This window comes from Kitasatospora sp. NPDC001527, from assembly GCF_040298605.1.
Taxonomy (GTDB): domain Bacteria; phylum Actinomycetota; class Actinomycetes; order Streptomycetales; family Streptomycetaceae; genus Kitasatospora.
The window spans coordinates 1-16218 of the sequence record NZ_JBEPAM010000055.1 but is presented as its reverse complement, the minus strand read 5'-3'; the positions used below and the strand labels follow the sequence as shown (position 1 = coordinate 16218).

16 protein-coding genes are annotated in these 16218 nt (G+C 73.7%); 11 read left to right on the top strand and 5 right to left on the bottom strand.

The window, feature by feature from the left end:
* The first annotated feature begins 47 nt into the window (after window positions 1-47).
* Window positions 48-908 (top strand): sulfurtransferase, encoded by an 861-nt coding sequence (locus ABT238_RS33120; RefSeq protein ID WP_350802626.1) that lies wholly within the window; start codon window positions 48-50, stop codon window positions 906-908.
* 63 nt (window positions 909-971) lie between these two features.
* Here the strand turns inward: ABT238_RS33120 and sepH are convergent, their stop codons facing one another.
* Entirely contained in the window at window positions 972-2048 is a 1077-nt protein-coding gene (gene sepH / locus ABT238_RS33115) for a septation protein SepH (protein WP_350564855.1), read from the bottom strand.
* Window positions 2049-2628: 580 nt separating this feature from the next.
* Between sepH and ABT238_RS33110 the strand changes: the two genes are divergently transcribed.
* The gene (locus ABT238_RS33110; RefSeq protein WP_350802612.1) at window positions 2629-3504 is read left to right on the top strand and encodes a hypothetical protein; all 876 of its coding nucleotides are present in this window, start codon (window positions 2629-2631) and stop codon (window positions 3502-3504) included.
* Here ABT238_RS33110 and ABT238_RS33105 read toward each other — a convergent pair.
* Window positions 3501-4823, bottom strand: a complete 1323-nt coding sequence (locus ABT238_RS33105) for a D-arabinono-1,4-lactone oxidase (RefSeq protein WP_350564858.1) — start codon at window positions 4821-4823, stop codon at window positions 3501-3503. The genes ABT238_RS33110 and ABT238_RS33105 overlap by 4 nt on opposite strands.
* 92 nt (window positions 4824-4915) lie before the next feature.
* Entirely contained in the window at window positions 4916-6172 is a 1257-nt protein-coding gene (locus ABT238_RS33100; protein ID WP_350564860.1) for an MFS transporter, read from the bottom strand.
* 130 nt (window positions 6173-6302) lie between these two features.
* Between ABT238_RS33100 and ABT238_RS33095 the strand changes: the two genes are divergently transcribed.
* Entirely contained in the window at window positions 6303-7445 is a 1143-nt protein-coding gene (locus ABT238_RS33095) for a ferrochelatase (protein WP_350564862.1), read from the top strand.
* A 41-nt stretch (window positions 7446-7486) separates the two neighbouring features.
* The gene (locus tag ABT238_RS33090) at window positions 7487-8290 is read left to right on the top strand and encodes an inositol monophosphatase family protein (protein ID WP_350564872.1); all 804 of its coding nucleotides are present in this window, start codon (window positions 7487-7489) and stop codon (window positions 8288-8290) included.
* Window positions 8291-8479: 189 nt separating this feature from the next.
* Here ABT238_RS33090 and ABT238_RS33085 read toward each other — a convergent pair whose 3' ends face one another.
* On the bottom strand, window positions 8480-8665 hold the full coding sequence (locus ABT238_RS33085; protein ID WP_329489896.1) for a hypothetical protein: 186 nt from the start codon (window positions 8663-8665) through the stop codon (window positions 8480-8482).
* Window positions 8666-9120: 455 nt separating this feature from the next.
* Between ABT238_RS33085 and ABT238_RS33080 the strand changes: the two genes are divergently transcribed.
* The 4 genes from ABT238_RS33080 to ABT238_RS33065 all read left to right on the top strand — a co-directional run bounded on the left by ABT238_RS33080 (window position 9121) and on the right by ABT238_RS33065 (window position 13233).
* Complete coding sequence (locus tag ABT238_RS33080; RefSeq protein ID WP_148642660.1) at window positions 9121-9774, top strand: response regulator transcription factor; 654 nt, start codon at window positions 9121-9123, stop codon at window positions 9772-9774.
* A gap of 94 nt (window positions 9775-9868) precedes the next feature.
* Window positions 9869-11179: a sensor histidine kinase gene (locus tag ABT238_RS33075; RefSeq protein WP_350572410.1), complete on the top strand. Its 1311-nt coding sequence runs from the start codon at window positions 9869-9871 to the stop codon at window positions 11177-11179.
* 320 nt (window positions 11180-11499) lie between these two features.
* The gene (locus ABT238_RS33070) at window positions 11500-12480 is read left to right on the top strand and encodes an acyl-ACP desaturase (protein ID WP_350572409.1); all 981 of its coding nucleotides are present in this window, start codon (window positions 11500-11502) and stop codon (window positions 12478-12480) included.
* 453 nt (window positions 12481-12933) lie between these two features.
* Window positions 12934-13233, top strand: a complete 300-nt coding sequence (locus ABT238_RS33065) for a DUF4193 domain-containing protein (RefSeq protein ID WP_327681335.1) — start codon at window positions 12934-12936, stop codon at window positions 13231-13233.
* Window positions 13234-13474: 241 nt separating this feature from the next.
* Here ABT238_RS33065 and ABT238_RS33060 read toward each other — a convergent pair whose 3' ends face one another.
* The gene (locus ABT238_RS33060; RefSeq protein WP_502884426.1) at window positions 13475-13924 is read right to left on the bottom strand and encodes a DUF3093 domain-containing protein; all 450 of its coding nucleotides are present in this window, start codon (window positions 13922-13924) and stop codon (window positions 13475-13477) included.
* Window positions 13925-14009: 85 nt separating this feature from the next.
* On the opposite strand from ABT238_RS33060, the gene ABT238_RS33055 reads away from it, so the two are divergent.
* The 3 genes from ABT238_RS33055 to ABT238_RS33045 all read left to right on the top strand — a co-directional run bounded on the left by ABT238_RS33055 (window position 14010) and on the right by ABT238_RS33045 (window position 15958).
* Window positions 14010-14621 (top strand): PaaI family thioesterase, encoded by a 612-nt coding sequence (locus ABT238_RS33055; RefSeq protein ID WP_350802586.1) that lies wholly within the window; start codon window positions 14010-14012, stop codon window positions 14619-14621.
* Window positions 14618-15085: a dUTP diphosphatase gene (gene dut / locus ABT238_RS33050; RefSeq protein WP_350572406.1), complete on the top strand. Its 468-nt coding sequence runs from the start codon at window positions 14618-14620 to the stop codon at window positions 15083-15085. The genes ABT238_RS33055 and dut overlap by 4 nt, the downstream gene beginning before the upstream one ends.
* A 69-nt stretch (window positions 15086-15154) precedes the next feature.
* Window positions 15155-15958, top strand: coding sequence for a DUF3710 domain-containing protein (locus tag ABT238_RS33045; RefSeq protein ID WP_350572405.1), 804 nt, complete (start codon window positions 15155-15157; stop codon window positions 15956-15958).
* Window positions 15959-16218: the final 260 nt, after the last annotated feature.

Here is a 16218-nt window from a genome sequence, read left to right as displayed (position 1 = left end):
CCGCACAAAGAGCACCGAGGTGATCGCTCTGCGCCAGAATGACCGCCATGACCACGCTTCACGATGATTCCCCGCTGGTGTCGGTGACCGACCTGCGGGAGGCGCTCGCCTCCGGACGCCCGCCGGTCCTGCTCGATGTGCGCTGGCAGCTCGGCGGCCCGCCCGGCATCGAGGACTACACCGCCGGCCACCTGCCCGGCGCCCGCTTCGTCGCCCTCGACACCGACCTCGCGGCCCCCGCCGGCCCGCCCGGACGAGGCGGCCGCCACCCGCTGCCCGACCCGGAGGAGTTCGGCGCCGCGCTGCGCCGCCTGGGCGTCTCGGCCGACCGCCCGGTGGTGGTCTACGACGGCGCCACCGCGATGGCCGCCGCCCGCGCCTGGTGGCTGCTGCGCTGGGCCGGCCACCCCGACGTCCGCGTGCTGGACGGCGGTTACGCGGCCTGGCAGGAGGCGGGCCTGCCGGTCACCACCGAGGTGCCGCCGGCCGGGGACGGCGACTTCAAGCCGGTGCCCGGGCAACTGCCGGTGACCGACGCGGACGGCGCCGCGGCCTGGGCCCGCGAGGCCCTGCTGCTGGACGCCCGGGCGGGGGAGCGCTACCGGGGCGAGACCGAGCCGATCGACCCGCGGGCCGGCCACATCCCGGGCGCGCTCTCCGCGCCGACCACCGAGAACGTCGGCCCGGACGGGCGCTTCCGGCCCGCCGCCGAACTCGCCGCGCGCTTCCGGGCGCTGGGCGCGGGCGACCGGGAGACCGCCGTCTACTGCGGCTCCGGGGTGACGGCCGCGCACCAGATCCTGGCCCTCGCGGTCGCCGGCCTGCCGGCCACCCTCTACCCGGGCTCCTGGAGCGAGTGGTCCGGCGACGAGACCCGCCCGGTGGCCGTCACCGACCAGCCGGGCTGAGCCCGCACACCGGAGGGGCGGACGGCCGAAGCCGTCCGCCCCTCCGGTTCAGCGGTCCTGCCGCTACTCCTGCTTCTTGCGGCGGCTGCCGAAGACGATCTCGTCCCAGCTCGGCACGGTGGCCCGGCGCCCGGGCCGGACACCGTCCGCCTCGGCCTGCCGGTCGGTGGTGCCGACCAGCCGCTCCCGGTGCGGTGCGACCGCGCGCGGCATCAGGATGTCCGCGTACGCCGAGCCCGCGCCGACCGCCGGGGCGGCGGCCGCCGGCTCCTCGGCCTCCTCGGCCACTTCGGCGGGCACCGGCTCGATGGGCGGCGGCGCGCCGACCGCGAGGTCGCCGCGGAAGGCGGGCACCACGTCCAGCAGGCTGGTGAGCGAGTCGCGGGACTCGGCCGTCGCCTCGCGGGACTCCCGGACCTCGCGCGCCGACATGATCCGGTCCGCCGAGGGCCGGTCGATCATCGGACGCGGCGGCCGGTCCTGGGGGAGCCGGGCGATCCGCGGGATGAACGGGAAGACCGACTCCTCCTCGCGCTCGACCGTCTCGCCGATCAGCGCGCGGGCCTCGTCGTCGTTCGGCTGGACCAGCCGCCGGGGCGGGTCGTACGTCCAGCAGGCGCTGCGGCCCTCGCCGTCGGCCCGGTAGGAGAGGATGACCTCCCAGGTGCCGTCGTCGCGCCGCCAGGAGTCCCAGCGCTCGGTCTCCTTCTCCGCGCCGCGCAGCGCCAGCCGCTCGGCCACCGCCTCGCCCAGCTGCGGGCCGGGGGCCTCGCCGTGCCGGCGGATCGCGGTCTTGCGGGCCCGCTCGGCCATGAAGGCGCGCTCGGCCAGCACCGGACCCTCGAAGCGGCGGACCCGGTCGACGGAGATGCCGGCCGCCTGCGCGACCTCCTCGGCGGAGGCACCGGCTCGTATCCGCGCCTGGATGTCCCGGGGGCGGAGGTGGCTCTCGACCTCGATCTCGATCTGGCCGAGGCGCGGACGGTCACCACGGATGGCGGCGCGCAGCCGCTCATCGATGGGAAGGGTGTACTCCGTGCTGTCGGCAGCCTTGAGCACCAGCCGTGTGCCGTCGTTGCTGACGGCCACAACCCGCAGTTCGGGCACGGTTACCTCCCGGGTGGTGCCTGCCGACGTCACCTGCGTCGCTGCTCCCGTACTGAGTGTGGCCTGCCCGCTCGCGACTGGCCACAACCTTGCTGAGTTCCCCGGCGTGTCGGGCTTACGCCCGGCCACGCCGCTGTGGCACGGTTGCCTTTTTGCCACGCCGTCCGTCGGCGTCGCGCCTGGGTGTCCCGGCCGTCCTCGCACGCGCAGTGACGCGACGATCCGGGACGGGCGTCGCCGTGCGTGCCTGCGCCACAGCTCTTCGTCGAACTGCCGGTTGATGGGCAGTCGACAAGTCGACCCGGGCCTCAGGCTTTACGAACAGTACTCCATTCGTGGCATCCAAAGGGGCGGCTCGCCGCTCAAGTCTCCCGCGATTCACGGGAATCTCAAGAGCGCACGACCCCAATGGCCGAGGATCGGCCGATGAACGGTGATCATCTTCACATATATCTCTCGCGAAGAACCGCATTTTCGACCCTTGTGTCCTTCTTTGGGCAAGATGGAGTGACTTGTTCGAAGGACAGTCGTACTGACGCGAGGGATGTTGATGCCGCAGGTGAAGCCCGACCAGGACGGAGCCGGGGAAGGTCGCAGGCGAATTGATCTGAGTGTGGCTCAGGTCGCCGCAAGCGCGCTGGCGACCGTGGTGGGGGCGGTGCTGGCGTCCGAACTCGGGGTGTACGGCACCATTCTCGGCGCGGCGGTGGTGAGCATCGGCGCGACCACCGGCAGCGCGGTGTTCCAGCACCTCTTCAAGCGCACCGGCGAGCAGCTGCGCGGCGCCGTGGACCGGACCGGCGGGCCGGGGCAGTTGGCGAACGGACTGCGGCAGGCCCCGGAGCCGGTCACCGCGGCGGAGCCGGCGCTCTCCACCCCGTGGAGCGCCCCGCAGACGGTCCGGGCGCGTCGGCGGTGGACCTGGAAGTCCTTCGCGGCGGTGTCGGCGCTGGTCTTCACCCTCGCGATGGTGCCGATCCTGGCCTTCGAGCTGGCGACCGGGCAGCCGGTGTCGGCGACGGTCAAGGGCGAGTCGGGCACCGGTACCTCGATCGGTGGCCGGGTCGACCGGAAACCGACCGTCCCACCGGGTGACGCTCCGTCCTCCGCGCCGTCCTCCGGATCCTCCTCCGGACCGTCCTCGGTGCCCTCGCCGTCGGCCGGCCGGGACGACGGCGCCTCCGGGCGGCCGAGTCCCGGCGCCCGTCCGGACGGGGAGGGCGGCGGGCCGTCGGCCTCCCCGTCGGCCGGTTCCGGTACGGGGCCGGGCGCGTCGCCCTCCGCCCCGCCCTCCGCGCGCCCCACCGGCGAGCCGTCCGCGCCCGCCGCGTCCGCCGAGCCCTCCGCGCCGGCCGGGGACGGGGCCGCGAAGCCCTCCGGCGCCGCGACGCCCAGGCCGCCGGCCCCGACCACCGCCGCCGAGCCGCCCGCGGCCCCGGCCGCCCCGGCCGCCCCGACGGGGCAGGCGCAGGGTCAGCCGCAGGGTTAGGCGCCGAGCACCCGGCGCAGGTAGTCGTTGCCGAAGCGGCGGTCCGGGTCCAACTCGTCGCGCAGCGCGGTGAAGTCGGCGAAGCGCGGGTAGACCCCGGCGAGGTACTCGGCGTCCCGGGTGTGCAGCTTGCCCCAGTGCGGGCGGCCCTGGTGCGCGGTCATCAGCCGCTCGACCCCGGTGAAGTACCCCTGCTCGGCGGTGCCCCGGTAGAGGTGAACGGCGATGTAGGCGGTGTCCCGGCCGTGTGCGGTGGAGAGCCAGACGTCGTCGGCCGGCGCGAACCGCACCTCGACCGGGAAGCTGACCCGCCAGTCGGAGCGCTCGATCATCGCCCGCAGCTCGCGCAGCACCTCGCCGACCGCCGCGCGCGGCACCGCGTACTCCATCTCGATGAAGCGCACCTTGCGGGGACTGGTGAACACCCGGTACGCGGTGTCGGTGTAGCTGCGGTCCGACCAGGCGCGGCTGGCGAGCGCGGCGATGGCGGGCACCGAGCCGGGGAAGCGGCGGCCGACCCGGCAGGCGCCCTCCCAGACGGTGTTGGACAGGAAGTCGTCCTCCAGCCACTCCTTGAACCGGGGCAGCGGCGCGGCCGGCCCCTGGCTGCGGTTGTTCCGCTTGGTGGAGCAGCGGTCGGTGTGCGGGAACCAGTAGAACTCGAAGTGCTCGTTGACCGCGGTGAGGTCGTCCAGCCGCTCCAGCACCTCGTCGAAGCGCATCGGCTGCTCGTGCGCGGTGAGAAGGAAGGCCGGCTCCACGGCGAGGGTGAGCGCGGTGATCACGCCGAGCGCGCCGAGGCCGAGCCGGGCGGCCTCGAAGAGCCGCGGGTCCTCGGTGGGGGAGCAGCGGCGGATGCCGCCGTCGGCGAGCACGATCTCCAGGCCGCGGATCTGGGTGGCGAGCGCGCCGGAGTCCCGGCCGGTGCCGTGGGTGCCGGTGCTGGTGGCGCCGGCCACGGTCTGCACCTCGATGTCGCCCATGTTGGTGAGCGAGAGGCCCGAGGCGGCGAGCAGCCGGTTGAGGCGGTGCAGCGGCAGCCCGGCCTCGACGGTGACCGTGCCGTTCTCCCGGTCGATCTCCCGGACGGCGGTCAGCGCGTGCGGGCGGACGAGCACGCCGTCCCCGGCGGAGGCGATCGCGGTGAACGAGTGGCCGGAGCCGACGGCCTTGACGGTCCGGCCCTGGTCGCCGGCGCGCAGGATCTCCTTGGCCAGCTCCTGCGCCGTGCCGGGGGTGACCACCCGGGCGGGCACGGTGCTCTGGTTGCCCGCCCAGTTCGTCCAGCGGGTGCGGGTCGCGGTACTGGCCTGGGGCATTGCGGCGCCTCCTGCTCCGTGGCCGAACGGCGTCGGCTCACCTCGGTCCCTACCCGCGGGTAGGCCACGGGTAGGGAGGAGGGTAAGTCAGGTCACCGTTCGAGGTCCACGGTGACGGCCGACGGTTCGGCGACCTCCTCGGCGGCCAGTCCGGTCCGGAGCCGGCCGAGCCCGGCGAACGCGGCCAGCACGCCGAAGACCCCGGCGGCCACCGGCACCCAGTAGCCGGCCGCGGCACCGGCCGCGTCGATCACCCAGCCGCCGGCCGAGGAGCCGGCCGCCACGCCGAGCGCCAGCCCGGTGGTGGTCCAGGTCATGCCCTCGGTCAGCTGCGCCGCTGGGACCATCCGCTCGACCAGGCCCATCGCGGTGATCAGGGTGGGGGAGATGGCGATGCCCGCGATCAGCAGCGCGCCGCCGATCGCCACCAGGCCGCCGACGCCGCTCACCGACTCGGCGACCAGCAGCAGCGGGACCATGCTGAGCGCCATGAACACCACGCCGCCGAGGAAGCGCACGGCCATCGAGCCGGTCAGCTTGAGCGTGCCGAAGACCACGCCGGCCAGGCAGGAGCCGAGCGCCCAGAGCGCCAGGATCACCCCGGAGACCGCGTCGTGGTGCTGGGCCTTGGCGTACGCCACGGTGACCACCTCGACGGAGCCGAAGATCGCGCCGGTGGCCACGAAGGTCAGGATGAGCACCTGGAGCCCCCGGTTGAGGATCACCGGGCTGCCGACCTGCCGGGCGGCCGGATGGACCGGCGGCTCGGTGGAGCGCTGGGCGGCGAACAGGGCCACGCCCACCGCCAGGAAGACGCCGGCGAGCAGCACGCCCGCCTCCGGGAAGACCGCGGTGGCCAGCGTCACCGAGAGGATCGGGCCGACGATGAAGCAGATCTCGTCGACCACCGCCTCGAAGGAGTAGGCGGTGTGCAGCCTCGGCGTCTCGTCCCGGTACAGGTGCGCCCAGCGGGCCCGCACCATCGCGCCGGTGCTCGGCATGACGCCCATCCCGGCCGCGAACACGAACAGCGTCCAGACCGGCGCCTCGAACCGGGCGCACAGCAGCAGGCCGACGGCGGCGACCACGGTGGCCGCGGTGGCCGGCAGGACGACCCGGCGCTGCCCGTGCCGGTCCACCAGCCGGGAGACCTGCGGTCCCAGGATCGCCGCGGACACCGCCATCGTCGCCGACACCAGACCGGCGACGCCGAAGGAGCCGCGCAGCTGGGAGAGCATGGTGACGATGCCGATCCCCGTCATGGAGATCGGCAGCCGGGATATGAACCCGGTGGAGGAGAAGGCCAGACTGCCGGGCGCGGCGAAGATCTGGCGGTAGCTGGACAGCACGGGGGCTCCGCAGGGGGTAAGGAACGTTGCTGGCAAAGACAGCTTACGAACCTTGGCAAACGGTATTTTTCCGGGCACTGCGTGCAGCCCCGGCACCGGCCTCCCTGTTCCCGGTGGCAGGATCGGTGCCATGTCCGACGCGCGCAACCCATCCGCCACCGGCGCCGCTCCGTACGACGCCCTGCTGCTGCTCTCCTTCGGCGGGCCCGAGGCCCCCGAGGACGTCGTCCCGTTCCTGGAGAACGTCACCCGGGGCCGCGGGATCCCGAAGGAACGGCTCCAGGAGGTCGGCAAGCACTACTTCCTGTTCGGCGGCGTCAGCCCGATCAACGGGCAGAACCGCGCGCTGCTGGCGGCGCTGCGCGCGGACTTCGCCGAGCACGGCCTCGACCTGCCGGTGTACTGGGGCAACCGGAACTGGGCGCCCTACCTGGTCGACACCCTGCGCGAGATCGCCGCCGACGGGCACCGCCGGATCGCCGTCCTGGCCACCAGCGCCTACGCCGGCTACTCCGGCTGCCGCCAGTACCGGGAGAACCTCGCCGACGCGCTGGCCGCGCTGGCCGCCGAGGGCCTGCCGGAGCTGCGGGTCGACAAGCTGCGCCACTTCTACAACCACCCCGGCTTCGTCGAGCCGATGATCGACGCCACCGTGGCCGCCCTGGGCCGGCTGCCCGAGGAGGTCCGGGCCGGCGCCCGGCTGGCGTTCACCACCCACTCGATCCCGGACAGCATGGCCGAGACCTCCGGCGCCCCCGACGACCCGGCCCGCGGCCGCCCCGGCGGCGCCTACGTCGCCCAGCACCTGGACGTGGCCCGGCTGGTCGCCGCCGCCGTCGCCGAGCGCACCGGGGTCGCCGACCGCCCCTGGGAGCTGGTCTACCAGAGCCGCAGCGGCGCCCCGCACGTCCCCTGGCTGGAGCCCGACATCTGCGACCACCTGGAGGCGCAGCACGCCGAGGGGGCCCCGGCCGTGGTGATGGTCCCGATCGGCTTCGTCTCCGACCACATGGAGGTCAAGTACGACCTGGACACCGAGGCGGTGGCCAAGGCCGCCGAACTCGGCCTGCCGGTCGCCCGGGCCGCCACCGTCGGCGCCGACCCCCGGTTCACCGCCGCCGTGCGCGAACTCGTCCTGGAGCGGGCCGCCGCCGAGCGCGGCGCGCCGGTGACCCGCTGCGCCCTCGGCACGCTCGGCCCGGGCCACGACGTCTGCGCCGTGGCCTGCTGCCCCAACCCGCGCGCCCCGCGCCCGGCCGCCGCCGAGCGCTGACCCGTTCCGCCCCCGGAGGAGAACCCGTGTCCAGCCCCGCCGTGCCCGACCCCGCCCTGCTCGACGAGCTGCTCGACGTCGCCCTGGACGCCGCCCGCCGGGCCGGCACCCTGCTGCTGGAGGGCCGGCCCGCCGACCTCGGTGTCGCCGGCACCAAGAGCAGCCCGGTCGACGTGGTCACCGAGATGGACCTGGCCTCCGAGAAGCTCGTCCTGGAGCTGATCACCGCCCGCCGCCCCGAGGACGGCTACCTGGGCGAGGAGGGCGCCGAGCGGCCCGGCACCAGCGGGGTGCGCTGGGTCGTCGACCCGCTCGACGGCACCGTCAACTACCTCTACGGCCTGCCCTCCTGGGCGGTCAGCGTGGCCGCCGAGCTGGACGGGCGCGCGGTGGTCGGTGTGGTGTACGCCCCGGCGCGCGGCGAGCTGTTCCACGCCGTGCTCGGCCGCGGCGCCCGGGTGGACGGCCGGCCGCTGTCGGCCCGCCCGGCCCCGCCGTGGGGCCAGGCGCTGATCGGCACCGGCTTCGCCTACGTCCGCGAGGTGCGGGTCCGGCAGGCCGAGGTGGTGCTCGGGCTGATGCCCGAGGTGCGCGACATCCGCCGGGCCGGCGCCGCCGCCGTGGACCTCTGCGACGTCGCCGCCGGCCGACTGGACGGCTACTACGAGCGCGGGCTGGCCCCCTGGGACCGCGCGGCCGGCTGCCTGATCGCGGCCGAGGCCGGCGCCCTGGTCGGCGGCCGCCCCGGGCAGGGCCCGGACGGCGTGCTGACGGTGGCCGCCGCCCCCGGCGTCTACGAGCCGCTCCAGGAGCGGCTGGCCGCCCTGAAGGCCTGGGCCGACTGAGCGCCCGGGCGGACCGGACACAGGGAAAGGCCCGCCGTCCCGACCGCCGGTGCGGTCGGGACGGCGGGCCTTCTCGGGCCGCTCCGGGCGACGAAGAGCCCTGACACACGGGGGATGCCAGGGCCTGGGTTTCGCACGGCCCCCACAGGGCCGCTGGTGCCGGAGAGCCGGCGACGGGTCGGGCTCGGATCAGGCGGCGCTGCGGTGGCGCTCCAGCACCGTGTCCACGCCGTGCTCGGCGGCGAGACGGCGCAGATCGTCCAGCTCGGACTGTTCCACCTCGGCGAGGAACTCGTCCCCGGCCTCGATCGCGCGGTGCAGGTCCTGCTCGGCGTTGGCGATGCGCTGCAGGATTCCGGCGGTGAAGGCGTCCATACGGGCCCCCTTACTGTGTCGGACGTGCACGGTCGTGCGCTCCCCGCCCAGGGGTGACGGTTGCCAGCGGAAGCGTCCGATCCGGGCGGTGAAGATCTCCGGTCGGGCGCGGAGACGGCCCTCGGCCGCTCCCGGTGACGCCCCAGCCCCAGGGCCGGCGCGGATGAACGCACGGCGGGTGGGTGCGATCGGCTCAGAAACCGGATCGCGGGTGTGCGGATGTCCTCCCCGCCCCGGGGGCCGGGAAACCTCCCGGCGGAAGAAAGTTGCCCGCGTCACAGTCCAAGCGGACTGCTTGCGCCACGAACCGCGGATGCCCGCGCCCGGCGCCGACCGCGGGCGGCCGTGCCCGGGGGGCAGCTTATCGCTGCTTTACCGCAGGACCAGGCAGGATGGAGGCACCGTCGGAGCCGTGCGTCCGCTTCCGGGGCCGGCCTGGAGAAGGGACAACCACCGTGCGGGTTCTCGTCGTCGAGGACGAGCAGTTGCTCGCCGAGGCAGTGGCCACCGGTCTGCGCCGCGAGGCGATGGCCGTCGACGTGGTCTACGACGGGGAGGCCGCGCTCCAGCGCATCGCGGTCAACGACTACGACGTGGTCGTGCTCGACCGCGACCTGCCGCTGGTCCACGGTGACGACGTCTGCCGCAGCGTGGTCGACCAGGGGCTGGCCACCCGGGTCATCATGCTGACCGCCTCCGGCGACATCAGCGACCGGGTCGAGGGCCTGGAGATCGGAGCGGACGACTACCTTCCGAAGCCGTTCGCCTTCAGCGAACTCGTCGCCCGGGTCCGCGCCCTGGGCCGCCGCGCCACCGTCCCGCTGCCGCCCGTCCTGGAGCGGGCCGGCATCTCGCTCGACCCGGGCCGCCGCGAGGTGATCCGCGACGGCCGCCCCGTCCAGCTCGCCCCCAAGGAGTTCGCCGTCCTGGAGGTGCTGATGCGGGCCGGCGGTGCCGTCGTCTCCGCCGAGCAACTGCTGGAGAAGGCCTGGGACGAGCACACCGACCCGTTCACCAACGTCGTGCGCGTCACCGTGATGACGCTGCGCCGCAAGCTCGGCGACCCGCCGGTGATCGTCACCGTCCCGGGTTCCGGCTACCGGATCTGACCGGACGCCGCGGCTCCGACCGGAATCCGCGGTCCCGCCCGGATCCCGGCCCCCACCACGCGCCCGCCCCGGCGGACGCCCCGAGAGGACCATCATGACCACCCCGCCCCCGGCCGGCGGGCCCTCCGGCGCGCCCTCCGGCGGGCGCGCCGTGCCCGACCGGCCCGTACCGCCGAAGCCGGCCCACCCGCCGCGCGCCCCCCGGCTGCACTCCTCGCACGACACCTACGTGCCCGGTGACGGCATGCTCGCCTGGCTGCCGTTCCGACCCACCATCCGGATCCGGCTCACCCTGCTCTACGGCGGGATGTTCCTGATGGCCGGCGTGGTGCTGCTGCTGCTGATGTACGTCTTCGTCAAGCAGGCCCTGCGGGACGTCCAGCCGCCGCCCTTCGACTTCGGGCCCTCGGGCGCCCGGGTGAACGGCGTCTGGATGAGCACCGACCAGTTCAACCAGTTCCTGGCCGACAGCCACACCAGGAAGTCGGACACCGCGCTCAACACGCTGCTGCGCAAGTCGCTCACCATGCTGGTCTGCCTCGCCGTGATCGCCTTCGCGGCCGGCTACGCGATGGCCGGCCGGGTGCTGCGCCCGCTCGGCCGGATCACCCGCACCGCCCGCGAGGTGGCCTCCTCCGACCTGCACCGGCGGATCGAGCTGGACGGCCCGGACGACGAGCTCAAGGAGCTGGCCGACACCTTCGACGACATGCTGGAGCGCCTCGACCGCTCCTTCGACTCCCAGCGCCGCTTCGTCGCCAACGCCTCGCACGAGCTGCGCACCCCGCTGGCGATCAACCGCACCCTGCTGGAGGTCCAGCTCTCCGATCCGCAGGCCTCGCCCGACCTCCAGCAGCTCGGCAAGACCCTGCTGGCCACCAACGAGCGCAGCGAGCAGCTGGTCGAGGGCCTGCTGCTGCTGGCCCGCAGCGACAACGCGCTGACCGACCGCCGCCCGCTGGAGCTCTCCGAGGTCGCCACCCGGGCCCTGGAGCAGACCCGCGCCGAGGCGGCCAAGCGCGAGGTCGACCTGCGCGCCTCGCTGCACCCGGCGACCGTCTCGGGCAACGGCGTCCTGCTGGAGCGGATCGCGCTCAACCTGCTGCAGAACGCCGTCCGGTACAACGCCCCGGACGGCTGGGTGGAGATCACCACCGCCCCGGTGCCCGGCGGCGGCGAGCTGGTGGTCTCCAACACCGGCCCGGTGGTGCCCGGCTACGAGCTGGAGCACATCTTCGAGCCGTTCCGCCGCGTCAAGGGCGCCGACCGGACCCGCAGCGACAAGGGCGTCGGCCTCGGCCTGTCGATCGTCCGCTCGGTGGTCCGGGCGCACAACGGCACCATCGAGGCCACCCCGCGCGCCGGCGGCGGCCTCACCATGCGGGTGCGCATCCCGGGCGGGTGAGCGCCCCCGGACACGCCGGAAGCCCCTGCCCCTCCGGGCAGGCCTCCCAGGGCCTCAGCGGCCCCGTCACGGCCCTTCTCGGGGCCGGGGCGGGGCCGCTGCGCTGTCCGGCTCCGCGAAGTCCGTGCGCCGACCGTTCCCGGCCGCCCCCGCCGGGCCTGTCAAGACGACATAAGGCCTGGCGGGGGCGGCTTGTCATTTCCGGCCCGATCAACTTACGGTGTCGTAACCTACGCGACCGTAAGTGCCGTCCGAACGGACTTTGGCGTACCCGTCCAGCGCGCCCGTCCCGCGCGTGCCGTCCCCCAGGAGCCAGCCCCGTGACCATCGCCCCCGTGCAGCACAGCACCTCGCTCGGTTCGAGTGCCTGGACCGACACGCGGCTGATCCTGGCCCTGGAGGAGGTCGTCGAGAAGGAGCTCGACCGGCACCTCAGGGTCGCCAAGGAGTGGATGCCGCACGAGTACGTCCCGTGGAGCCAGGGCCGCGACTTCGACGGCGTGCTGGGCGGCGAGGCCTGGGAGTCCGGGCACTCCAAGGTGACCCCGCTCGGCCGGGTCTCGCTCGTGGTCAACCTGCTCACCGAGGACAACCTCCCCAGCTACCACCACGAGATCGCGACCATGTTCGGCCGCGAGGGCGCCTGGGGGGAGTGGGTCCACCGCTGGACCGCCGAGGAGGGGCGGCACGGCATAGCCATCCGCGACTACCTGCTCACCACCCGGGCCGTCGACCCGAACGAGCTGGAGCGGGCCCGGATGGCCCACATGTCGGACGGCTTCGAGTCCGACAACGCGCACAGCATGCTGCACTCGGTCGCCTACGTGGCCTTCCAGGAGCTCGCCACCCGCATCGCGCACCGCAACACCGGCCACTTCGCCGGCTGCCCGCTGGCGGACCAGCTCCTCGCGAAGATCGCCAACGACGAGAACCTGCACATGGTCTTCTACCGGAACCTGCTGAAGGCCGCCCTGGAGATCGCCCCGGACCAGGCCATGCGCGCGGTCGCCGAGGTGGTGACCAACTTCCGGATGCCCGGCCACGGCATCCCCGGCTTCGAGCGGGCCGCCGCCCAGATCGCCATCGGCGGCGTCTACAACCTGCGCATTCACCACGACGACGTGCTCCAGCCGGTGCTGCGCCACCTCAGGATCATGGACCTGGCCGGCCTCGGCCCCGAGGGCGCGCAGGCCCAGCAGGAGCTCGGTGCCTTCCTCGACGGGCTGGACGCCCAGGCGACCAAGTTCGAGGAGCGCCAGGCGGCGCTGCTGGCCCGCCGCGCGGCCCGCAAGCAGGCGTAGGGCTTGGGCGGATTTTCCACGGTTTGCCCGGGGCGTCGGCGAACGTGACCAAGGTCACACCGTGTCGCTCCACGAGTCCGGATGACGCCGGAGAGTGATCATGCGGTCGAGCCCTCCGATCGCCGTCCGTGAGTGGGACGGCGATCGGAGGCGGATCGGAGGATTGGCTCCCCGCCCTGGTGGGCAAGGGAATTGGCGGGTGCAGCGAGGAGCTTCGCTTACGGAGCGTGTCCACTATTCGGGCGCTCGCGCGCCGTCGAGATGGCCCAGCGTGAGGCCCCGAACGCCCGAGTGGATCACCCCAACGGACCTCTGGCTGAGTGTCGATTGAGTAACGGGGCTTGAAGTAAGGCAAAATCTCCGCCTCGGGTCGGGCACAAGACCGACCCCCCATGCGTTACGTGCGCTGGAGATACCGCACACACCGCACAACCCGGAGGGGGAGAGCGAAAAATGGCTACCGACTACGACACCCCACGCAAGACCGATGACGAGCTCAACGAGGACAGCATCGAGGAGCTCAAGGCCCGCAGGAACGACAAGGGCGGCAGCTCGGTCGACGTCGACGAGTTCGAGGCCGCCGAGGGCATGGAGCTTCCCGGCGCGGACCTCTCGAACGAGGAGCTCTCCGTCCGGGTGCTGCCGCGGCAGGCCGACGAGTTCACCTGCATGAGCTGCTTCCTGGTCCACCACCGCAGCCAGCTGTACAGCGAGAAGAACGGCAACCCGATCTGCCGGGACTGCGGCGCCTGAGGACCAGGGCGGTCATGACTCGGACCTCGCGATGTCCGCGAGACCGGTGCGACGCCCCTTCCGGCCCCGGGCAGCGGGGCCGGACGGCAGCTCCGGCGTCCGTCACGACGGACGCACCAGTCATACGGTCGGATGGAACGCGTTTCCCAGAGACGCGAAGGGACGGTACCGCCCAGGCGGTACCGTCCCTCTCCTTGTGGTCTCGTGTCCTGCTCCGCCCGGGGCCGCCCGGCCGGGTCCCTCAGGTGCGGGCGGTGCGCCGGGCCTCGTCCAGGGCCTCCGCCAGCTTCATCGGCGAGCGGGTCGAGAGATAGAGGTACGGCGTCGGGTCCGTCGGATCGCTCACCTCGACCCGCAGCGCGGTCGGCACGTAGCTGCGCAGCAGCATGAAGGCCCGCGGGTCGGCCTTGGGCCCGCGCCAGGCGGCGGCCTCCGCCGGGGCGAGCGCCTGGGCGGCGCCGAGGGCGTCCACCGGGATCCGGGCCGGGCCGGCCACCAGCGAGCCCTGGACCACCCGGATCCGGGCCGAGCCGTAACTGCTGATCGCGGCGGTGCCGGCGGCGATGCCGACCACCAGCCCGACCAGCGCGCCCACCGCGCTGAAGCGCAGCAGGATCAGCGCGAGGGTGAGGCCGATCAGGACCGGGAACAGCCACCAGGAGCGCGGCACGGTGAGGCGTTCGTCGTACATGCCCCCCATTGTGGGCGCCGTGACGGCGGCGGCGGGACGCAACCCCCGTCCCGGGCGTGGCTACCGGTCGGTAGGGTGGGGCGGCGTGACCGGTTCGACTGCCCCCACCGCGCCCACCGCCCCCACGACCCCCACCACGCCGCCGCCGGAGGCCGTCCTCCCGCCGCGCGCCCCCGGGGCCCCCGCCCCCGGCACCCGGCTCGGCTCCCACTACGAGCAGTGCTTCGGCTGCGGCCCGCAGCACCCCGGCGGCCTGCGGATCGACGCGGTGGCCGGCGAGGGCCTCGACGTCACCGCCGAGTTCACCGTCCGCCCGGAGCACCAGGGCGGCCCCGGCCTGGCCCACGGCGGCCTGCTGACCACCGCCATGGACGAGACCCTGGGCGCGCTGAGCTGGCTGCTGCACGCCCCCGCCGTCACCGGCCGGCTGGAGACCGACTTCCTCTCCCCGGTGCCGGTCGGTTCCACCCTGCACCTGCGCGCCTGGATCACCGGCGTGCACGGCCGGAAGATCTACAGCGCCGCCGAGGCACGGATCGGCGGGCCGGACGGGCCGGTCGCGGTGCGTGCGCAGGCACTCTTCATCCAGGTGAAGCTGGAACACTTCACCAAGCACGGTCGTCCCGAGGACATCGAGAAGGTCCTCGACGACCCCGACCTGATGAAGCGCGCCCGAGCCTTTGAGGTGAACCCTTGAGCACGACCCCCCGTGAGCCCCTCGACGTCCTGATCCGGCGGATCGACCCCGAGCTGCCGCTGCCCGCGTACGCGCAGCCCGGCGACGCCGGCGCCGACCTGCGGACCACCGTCGACGCCGAACTGGCCCCCGGGGAGCGGGCCGTGCTGCCCACCGGCATCGCCATCGCGTTGCCCGACGGCTACGCCGCGTTCGTCCACCCCCGCTCGGGACTGGCAGCTCGTTGCGGTGTTGCTCTGGTGAACGCCCCAGGGACGGTCGATGCCGGGTACCGTGGAGAGATCAAGGTGATCGTCGTCAATCTGGACCCGCGCGAGGGCGTCAGCTTCCGCCGAGGGGACCGGATCGCCCAGCTGGTGATCCAGCAGGTCGAGAAGGCCCGTTTCCACGAGGTGGCAGAGCTGCCGGGGTCAGCGCGTGCCGAGGGCGGGTTCGGGTCGACCGGCGGCCACGCCGCGGTCTAGGCTGCCCGCGGCCTCGCAGGAAGCCGAGCAGGTATTCGCATCGGTCTTGGACCGGGAAGGACAGTGACCGTGTTCCGTCGTCGCCAGAAGAGCGAGGACGCTGTCGAGCAGCTCGCCGACGACGCCATCAGCGCCGACGAGACGGCCGATGACGTCGAAGGTTCCGCCGAGAGCGAGAACGTGACCGATCTGGACCCGGCGGACCGGGTCGGCCTGCCGCCGGCCCCGCGTCCGGACGGACCGTGGGACCACTCCGAGCTGGAGAACCCGGAGGAGGGCCGCGTGGACCTCGGGGGTCTGCTGGTCCCCGGCGTCGAGGGCATGGAGCTCCGGGTGGAGGTGGCCGGCGACGCGATCGTGGCCGCCACCCTGGTCCTCGGGAACAGCGCCGTCCAGCTGCAGGCCTTCGCGGCCCCCAAGTCGGAGGGCATCTGGGGCGAGGTCCGCGAGGAGATCGCCACCGGCATCACCTCGCAGGGTGGCCTCGTCGAGGAGGAGGAGGGCCCGCTGGGCTGGCACCTCCGCGCCCAGGTCCCGGTCCAGCTGCCGGACGGCACCCAGGGTGTGCAGCTGGTGCGCTTCGTCGGCTGCGACGGCCCGCGCTGGTTCCTCCGCGGTGTGATCTCCGGCCAGGCCGCCGTCCAGCCCGAGATGGGCGGGGTCCTGGAGCAGGTCTTCCGGCAGACGGTCGTCGTCCGCGGTGAGAGCCCGATGGCGCCCCGCGACCCGATCGTGCTGAAGCTCCCCGAGGACGCCCAGATGGTCGCCGACGGCGGTGGCGCCGTCGCGGCCGCCGGCGAGGGCGACAACCGCTTCGGCGGTGCCGCGCTCGACCCGTTCGCCCGCGGCCCGGAGATCACCGAGGTCCGCTGAGCGCGTCCCCGAGCTCGCCGATCGCCCCCGCCCGGACCGCCGGGCGGGGGCGATTTGCATGTGGCGGCCCCGTCCCCGTACAGTTCCGGAGTCGCCGCGAGAGAGCGGGGACAAGCGGAAAGCGAAGTCCGATGAATGAAACTCCGGAAAACGGAGCGGAAAACGTCTGATAAGCTGGAAACACGAAAGAACGAAGCGCCCGGAGGGCCGGTGTGAAAGCCGCCTGATGGAAGCGTCCGTTCCTTGAGAACTCAACAGCG